At 68.1% G+C, this 6,549-nt stretch carries 10 protein-coding genes; 7 read left to right on the forward strand and 3 right to left on the reverse strand.

The window, feature by feature from the left end; all coding sequences use genetic code 11:
* Positions 1–3: 3 nt before the first annotated feature.
* Positions 4–654 (reverse strand): (2Fe-2S)-binding protein, encoded by a 651-nt coding sequence (locus B0F77_RS34455; RefSeq protein ID WP_086667211.1) that lies wholly within the window; start codon positions 652–654, stop codon positions 4–6.
* Between the two features lie 108 nt (positions 655–762).
* On the opposite strand from B0F77_RS34455, the gene B0F77_RS34460 reads away from it, so the two are divergent.
* Genes B0F77_RS34460 through B0F77_RS34470 form a run of 3 tightly spaced genes read left to right on the forward strand, consistent with a single transcriptional unit; the run spans position 763 to position 2,208 of the window.
* Positions 763–1,026, forward strand: coding sequence for a phosphoribosyl-ATP diphosphatase (locus B0F77_RS34460; protein ID WP_086667212.1), 264 nt, complete (start codon positions 763–765; stop codon positions 1,024–1,026).
* Between the two features lie 13 nt (positions 1,027–1,039).
* Positions 1,040–1,900 carry an ATP phosphoribosyltransferase gene (gene hisG / locus B0F77_RS34465; protein ID WP_086667213.1) on the forward strand — a complete coding sequence of 287 codons (861 nt, stop codon included), beginning with the start codon at positions 1,040–1,042 and terminating at the stop codon, positions 1,898–1,900.
* Positions 1,897–2,208: an antibiotic biosynthesis monooxygenase family protein gene (locus B0F77_RS34470; RefSeq protein ID WP_086667214.1), complete on the forward strand. Its 312-nt coding sequence runs from the start codon at positions 1,897–1,899 to the stop codon at positions 2,206–2,208. The genes hisG and B0F77_RS34470 overlap by 4 nt, the downstream gene beginning before the upstream one ends.
* Here B0F77_RS34470 and B0F77_RS34475 read toward each other — a convergent pair.
* Positions 2,169–2,783 carry a phosphoribosyltransferase gene (locus tag B0F77_RS34475; RefSeq protein WP_245849016.1) on the reverse strand — a complete coding sequence of 205 codons (615 nt, stop codon included), beginning with the start codon at positions 2,781–2,783 and terminating at the stop codon, positions 2,169–2,171. The genes B0F77_RS34470 and B0F77_RS34475 overlap by 40 nt on opposite strands.
* A 94-nt stretch (positions 2,784–2,877) precedes the next feature.
* On the opposite strand from B0F77_RS34475, the gene B0F77_RS47340 reads away from it, so the two are divergent.
* Genes B0F77_RS47340 through B0F77_RS34485 form a run of 3 tightly spaced genes read left to right on the forward strand, consistent with a single transcriptional unit; the run spans position 2,878 to position 4,278 of the window.
* The gene (locus B0F77_RS47340; protein WP_143467038.1) at positions 2,878–3,060 is read left to right on the forward strand and encodes a hypothetical protein; all 183 of its coding nucleotides are present in this window, start codon (positions 2,878–2,880) and stop codon (positions 3,058–3,060) included.
* Between the two features lie 58 nt (positions 3,061–3,118).
* Positions 3,119–3,631: an RNA polymerase sigma factor gene (locus tag B0F77_RS34480; protein WP_158102899.1), complete on the forward strand. Its 513-nt coding sequence runs from the start codon at positions 3,119–3,121 to the stop codon at positions 3,629–3,631.
* On the forward strand, positions 3,631–4,278 hold the full coding sequence (locus B0F77_RS34485; RefSeq protein WP_086667217.1) for an OmpA family protein: 648 nt from the start codon (positions 3,631–3,633) through the stop codon (positions 4,276–4,278). The genes B0F77_RS34480 and B0F77_RS34485 overlap by 1 nt, the downstream gene beginning before the upstream one ends.
* On the opposite strand, the gene B0F77_RS34490 is transcribed toward B0F77_RS34485, so the two are convergent.
* Complete coding sequence (locus tag B0F77_RS34490; protein ID WP_245849020.1) at positions 4,279–5,043, reverse strand: thioesterase family protein; 765 nt, start codon at positions 5,041–5,043, stop codon at positions 4,279–4,281.
* 210 nt (positions 5,044–5,253) lie between these two features.
* Here B0F77_RS34490 and B0F77_RS34495 point away from each other — a divergent pair, with 210 nt between their 5' ends.
* Positions 5,254–6,528 carry an IS110 family RNA-guided transposase gene (locus B0F77_RS34495; RefSeq protein ID WP_086667218.1) on the forward strand — a complete coding sequence of 425 codons (1,275 nt, stop codon included), beginning with the start codon at positions 5,254–5,256 and terminating at the stop codon, positions 6,526–6,528.
* Positions 6,529–6,549 lie beyond the last annotated feature (21 nt).

Genomic DNA, 6,549 nt, shown 5'->3' on the forward strand with positions numbered 1-6,549 from the left:
TCCTCACTTCACGAGCGGACAGTCGCCACACTTCCCACCTGCGGCAACGCGGTAGTAAAGGCAGCACGACCGACGCCGGAACGTGACCTCGCCCGGAAACGGGATGAATTCTCCCGCCTGTTCGTACGGCGGTGCGCTCATCAGCCGCGCACCGCGAAGTTCCGCTTCCTCGGCCGTGAGCATGCGTGCGCGGACAACCATTTTGAGCGCGCCCGCGATGTTCGACATCGCGTTGCCCCACAACAATCCACGCGCCACCGGAACTTCCGCGTGGATCGCCTCCACGACGGGTGCGAGCGCCTCGGCGGCCGCCGGGCCCAGTCGCGGCTGGTCGATCCGGACGCTCAGGCCGTTCGCCATGTCGTAGTGCCACCACAGGTTTTCCGGCCGCACGTCGATCGGGATGTTCGCGGCCGTGAGCGGGCTGAGCAGCCGCGCGGTGTAGCTGAGGAAGAACAGGCTCGCCGCGACGCGTGGTTCCTCCGCTTTGTACCGGGTCGCGATGGCGTCGATCGTGGTCTTGAGCGCCGGGCCGGTCAGCAGTGCCGTTCCCGGCAGCCATGTTTCGTCCGGACGGCCCACGTCGAGCGCGAAGAACGGGTTGATGCCGCGCACCCGGCGCAACGCTTCTAGAACCTCGGCGAACTCCGACACGGAAGTTCACGCTACTGGGTGTCCATGCAGGACAGATCACGTCCACGGCCTGGGACAGATGCGACCGCGGTGTGGACGGGGGTCGCGGAGATGGGAGGATGTCGTGCCGTGAAGACCTTCGACTCCCTGTTCGCCGAACTGACCGAACGAGCCGCCACCAAGCCGGCAGGTTCCGGCACCGTCGCAGCGCTCGAGGCCGGCGTCCATGCGCAGGGCAAGAAGGTGCTGGAGGAGGCGGGCGAGGTCTGGATCGCCGCCGAGTACGAGTCCGACGAGAAGCTCTCCGAAGAGATCTCGCAGCTGCTGTACCGCCTCCAGGTGCTCATGCTGGGCCGCGGCCTGACCCTCGAAGACGTTTACAAGTACCTCTGACGGAGACTTCCACATGCTGCGCGTAGCAGTCCCGAACAAGGGTGCGCTCGCCGAACGCGCCTCCGCCATGCTCACCGAGGCCGGCTACCGGCAGCGGCACGAGCCGCGCGACCTGACCGTGCTCGACCCCAACAACGACGTGGAGTTCTTCTTCCTGCGTCCCAAGGACATCGCGATCTACGTGGCGTCCGGCGACCTCGACCTCGGCATCACCGGCCGCGACCTGGCCGCTGACTCGGGCGCCGACGACAACGGCTCGTCGGTCGAGGAGCTCCTCGCGCTGGGCTTCGGCTCGTCCACCTTCCGCTACGCCGGGCCCCGCGGCACGGACTGGAAGGTCGAGGACCTGGAGGGCAAGCGCCTGGCCACCGCCTACCCGAAGCTGGTCGGCCGCGACCTCAGGGCCCGCGGCATCAGCGCCCAGGTGATCCGTCTCGACGGCGCCGTGGAGATCTCGATCCAGCTGGGCGTCGCCGACCTGATCGCCGACGTGGTGGGCTCCGGCCGCACGCTGCGCCAGCACGACCTGGTGCCGTTCGGCGAGCCGATCTGCGAGTCCGAGGCGGTCCTGATCCACCGCAACGGCTCGGAGCTGACCGCCGCCAAGAAGCAGCTCACGGCCCGCCTGCAGGGCGTCGTCTTCGCGCAGCAGTACCTGATGCTCGACTACGACTGCCCGCGCTCGCTCCTCGACGACGCGATCGCCCTGACCCCGGGCCTCGAATCGCCGACGGTCGCGCCGCTGGCCAACCCGGACTGGGCGGCCGTGCGGGCGATGGTGTCGCGCAAGGAGGCGAACAAGGTGATGGACGAGCTGGCCGCGATCGGTGCCAAGGCCGTGCTGGCCTCGGACATCAGGTTCTGCCGGCTGTGATCCTCGAACAGGCGGTGCTGGACGTGCTGCCGGGTTCCGAGGTCGAGTTCGAGTGGGCGTTCGGCGAGGCGCGGTCGTTGATCAGCGCCTCGCCGGGCTTCCGCGGCCTCGAGCTGCTGAGGTGCCTGGAGACGCCCTCGCGCTACCTGCTCCTGGTGCGCTGGGAGTCTCTGGAGGCGCACACCGTGGGCTTCCGGCAGGGCCCGACGTACGCGCAGTGGTCCGCGCTGCTGCACAAGTTCTACTCGCCGTTCCCCGTGGTGGAGCACTACGAGAGCGCGCTGAGCACCTCGGCGTCCGTGGTCTGATCGAACCGCTCGTACCACCGGCTGACCGCGCCGAAGTGGCGTGGGACGAGGATGGCGGTGACGGGGATCTTGAAGGTGCTCAGCGAGTCTCTCGCCGCTACCGGGACGGCGAGAGTGACGCTTCTCGGTTTCCGTTGGGTGATCCAGTGCAGTGCTGCCTTGGCCGTGACGCCGGTGGCCAGGCCGTCGTCCACGAGGATCACGTCGCGGTCTTCGATGGTGAGCGGTTTGTCGTTGCGGTAGAGGGCGGTGCGTCTGGCTGCCTCGGCGCGTTCTTCGTCGCAGGTCCGGCCTAGTTGTTCCTCGGTGAGGTTCAGGGCTCGGAGCACTCTTCGGTCGTAGATGGGTTCGCTGTCCGCGGTGACGGCGCCTACGCCGTACTCGGGGTGGCCTGGGGCGCCGATCTTTCGCGCCACCACCACGTCCAGTTCGGCGTTGAGGTGTGTTGCCACTTCCTTCGCGACGGGGACGCCGCCTCGGGGGAGGCCCAGGACGAGCGGGTCGTGCCACGGTTGTGCCGCGAGTCGCGCGGCTAGGGCGCGGCCCGCCTCTTGCCGGTTCGCGAACCTCTTCACAGTCCCGCTGACGTTACGCCTTCGCCAGATGACTCGGTCGGGTGAATTCGGCTTCCTGGTTGCGGTGCAACGCTCCGAGATTCCCCTGTACGGCATGACAAGACGCGAGGATGGGCGGGCCGGGCAGGGCGAGGCGGCGTTGCTCGTCAACGGTGTGCTCGCGGGAGTCGGCAGCCTGTACGCGCTGACCGGATCGGTTCCTGTCACTGTCGGGGCCGCAGGACTGGCGGTCGGCCTGGGCGTGGTCTCGATCCTCGGTCGGCCGAGCGGGTCGTGATGCGATGACGATGCCGCGTGATGTTCTCGACGAACCTGAACCTGGCGCTCGGAGACGGATGGCCCACGAGGAACCGCCCGACGTCGAGGCGGACTTCCGGCGTTTCCACGAGGCCGAGCACGCGTCGATCGTGGCGTGGCTCTGTTGTCTCGGCTTCTCCCACCACATCGCGGAAGAAGCGGCCCATGAGGCGTTGGAGCAGCTCTACTGGTCGTGGCTCCACGTGCACACGAACAAGCGCATGTGGGTGCGCACGACGGCGAAGCGGATCGCGACGCGTCACGCGAAGGCCGAGCGAGGACTGCTCACCAAGCTGGTGCGCAACGGTTTCCGCCCGCCCAGCGACCACGACTCCGGTGTCGGGGAGGTCGTGGAACGCCACGGTGACCTCGTGCAGGCCGTCAACAGCCTGCCCGAACGGCAACGTGTCCCGTTCGCGCTCCACCTGGAGGGCTTCACCGCCAAGGAGATCGCGGCCGAACTGGACATCCCGGAACGCACCGCGCACCACCGCATCAGCCGGGCTCGCACGACGCTGCGTGCGATGTTCGCCCCAGGGGAGGAGAAATGATGACCGACGACCAGTTCGACGAGATGCTCAGGGCACGGCACCAAGCGTTCGTGGCCGATGTCGGCGCGGTGGTGCGGCCCGTCGTCATGTCGTCTCCGGCTGAGCAAGAGGCTGCGTCGACGTACGAGATCTCCACGTTCGAGACGGCGATCGCGGCGGCCGCGGTGGTGACAGTGCTCGCCGGGCTCGGGATCGGGCTCGGGCTCGGGCTCCGGGGTGGCGAAGACGCGCAGCTCGGCACGGATTCGATGAGCTGGGCACACCGGAACACGAAGGTGACCGTGTCTCCACCGGACACGGAGGACGGTGTGGCACCCGCGCCGACGCCGAGCCAGGAGCTCAAGGCGCCGCCGAGCTGGTTGTTCGGTGTCCCGTTCGCGCGCAATGCGGCTGATCTCGACGAGAACGCCATGAGCTCGTTGCGGCGTTGGGTCGAGGCGTTGCCGCCAGGCGGCCACTTCACGATCCGATACGACCACCTCGAGCTCAACGAGCGTCGCGCGGAGGCGGTCCGGGCGGCGTTGGTCGAGGCGGGGACGGCGGCCGGCGCGATCGGGCTCGTCCGCGACCGTTCTGGGCTCGATCAGTACGAGCTCGTCCCCGGCGAACGTCGTGGGAATGTGACGGTCGTCTGGACGGAGCTGTGATCAGCGCTCGCGCACGAACAGCGCCTGCGCCGTGGTGCCCACCGGCCCCTCGACGTCGTGCACCACGCTGGTGGCCAGGCCGACGCCGTCCGGGCCGATGGTCGTCCGCGCGTCCATGCCCACCCACTCGCCGACCGGCTGGCGGTGCAGGTGGACGGTCAGGTCGGTGTTGATGGCGTACCACTTGCGGATGTCCACACGGGACGAAACGCCGCTGGCCGAGTCGACCACCGAGAACAGGCATTCCAGCGGTGTGGGCTCGGAGCCGGCGACCACGGCTACGCGCGGGCGGGCCCACACCTGGGCGTCGCCGGGGGTGAAGATGCCGCCGGACACCGAAAGCCACTCCACTGCGGCCAGGTAGCCGCCGGACCAGAAGTCCGGGATCTCCATCGGCACGGCGGTGGAAGGTGGTGCCATCGCGGGGGAAGCGCCGGCGGCCACGGCTGTGGTGTCCGAGCCGACGATGTGCCACGCACGCGCGGTCAGGACTGCACGGCCCTCGTAGGAGAGGGCGGCTGACAGCAGTTCGACGGAGCGGCCGGGGCGTTCGACCGAAGTGGACACTGTCAGGTCGGCCACCGGGACCGGGCCCAGCACCTCGAACGTCACGCGCGAGAAAGACGGGCGGCCCATGGCCAGCAGGGAACGCACCAGGAGGGCGGAAGGTGGGCCTAGGTGCTGGCTGTCCGGGCCCCACGGGCCGACGGTGTGCTCGGTGGAGCGGAAGGTGTTGTCGCCCAGGGGCAGGTAGAAGGCGCTGATAGGACTACCTTCCTTACATGGCTGGGACCTCCGAGGAACGCTCCAGTCGCTTGTCCTGCGAGGACTAAAATGAGACGGCGTCCTCGGAGGTTGTAGCCGGAGGCTTGTCGTCTTGGAGGATGTCGTCCCTATGAGGACTGGTTTATCAGCACGACGCAGCGCCTCCCGCTCCAGCTTTCTCGTCCCTGAACACGAGAGGAGCCGGGCCGCATGCTCGGTGTGGGAATCGATTGGGCCGAATCGTTTCACGACGTGGCACTGGGCCAACCCGGAAAAGGTGTGATCGAACAGTTCCGCATCGACCACACGACGGCCGGAGTTCATCGGCTGGTTTCCCGCTGCCTTGAGCTGGAACCCGATCCGGCCGAGGTGCGGATCGTGCTGGAAACCCGGCACGGCCTGCTGGTCGAATCGCTCGTGGACGCGGGATTCACCGTGCTGCCGGTCAACCCGGACCTGGTCGCCCGCCGCCGCGGGCCGGCGAAGAAGAAAGATGACGCCGAAGACGCGAGAATCTGCTGTCTGATGGCACTGGACCAGTTCCTGGAACTGCGCAAACTGATCCCGCACGGCGAGCTGGCCGGCGAGCTGCGGTCGATCACCCGCGACGACGAACGCGCCTCCCGCGACGAGCGCCGCCTGCTCAACCGGCTGCGCGCCGACCTGCTCACGACGTTTCCAGCCGCGCTGGCGATCGCCGGTGACGAGCTCGGCTCCCCGGTCATGCTGAAGCTGCTGGCCCGCTGGCCTGGTCATCGGCAGCTCGCGGATGCCGGCGCTGAGGAGATCGAAACGTTCGCCCGCGCCGCCAAGCACGGCTGGCCCGCCCGTTTCGCCGCTCGGGTCGCCGACGCCCTGGCCGCCGAGCAACTGCCCGTCAAGGACTACTTGGTGCGGGCGAAAGAAACCACCATCGCGCTCACCGCCACCCAACTGCTGGCGCTGCGCCAGGCCCGGAAAGCCTGGGAACGAAGAATGGCCGAACTGCTGCTCGGCTCGGCCCGCTACGGGCGAGCGAAAAAACCGAAAGACCCCGATCCGGGAAAAGCGATCCCGGGCGGTGACATCTACCTGAGCTTCCCCGGTCTCGGGGACATCCTCGCCGCCCGGATCGCCGGAGAAATCGGAGAACACATCACCCAGTTCGACACGCCCAGCGGACTGCAGTGCTACGCGGGCACCGCGCCCGTCACCCGCCGTTCCGGACGCAGCGAACTGACCGTCGCCCGCCGCCTGGCCCACAACCGCTACCTCGGCAACGCCGTCTATCAATGGGCCTTCTGCAGCCTGACCAAATCCAGGTGGGCGCGAGAGTTCTACGACACCAAGATCGCCGCAGGCAAAGGCCACCACGCCACCCTGCGCGCCCTGGGCAACCGTTGGCTGGAAATCCTGTGGCACTGCCTCGCCAAAGGCGTCCGCTACGACGAGAGCATTCACCTTCGCAACCGTCAACAGGCCCTCAGCTCCCGAGCTGCCGCCTGAGGTTGACAGAGGATGTCTCAT

It is taken from the genome of Lentzea kentuckyensis, assembly GCF_002150765.1.
Classification (GTDB): Bacteria; Actinomycetota; Actinomycetes; order Mycobacteriales; family Pseudonocardiaceae; genus Lentzea; species Lentzea kentuckyensis.

What these genes read in the sequence shown, in the direction of transcription:
- hisG (WP_086667213.1), top strand. Translation starts at nt 1,040, where the DNA reads ATGCTGCGCGTAGCAGTCCCGAACAAGGGTGCGCTCGCCGAACGCGCC.
- B0F77_RS47340 (WP_143467038.1), top strand. Translation starts at nt 2,878, where the DNA reads ATGACAAGACGCGAGGATGGGCGGGCCGGGCAGGGCGAGGCGGCGTTG.
- B0F77_RS34480 (WP_158102899.1), top strand. Translation starts at nt 3,119, where the DNA reads ATGGCCCACGAGGAACCGCCCGACGTCGAGGCGGACTTCCGGCGTTTC.
- B0F77_RS34485 (WP_086667217.1), top strand. Translation starts at nt 3,631, where the DNA reads ATGACCGACGACCAGTTCGACGAGATGCTCAGGGCACGGCACCAAGCG.
- B0F77_RS34495 (WP_086667218.1), top strand. Translation starts at nt 5,254, where the DNA reads ATGCTCGGTGTGGGAATCGATTGGGCCGAATCGTTTCACGACGTGGCA.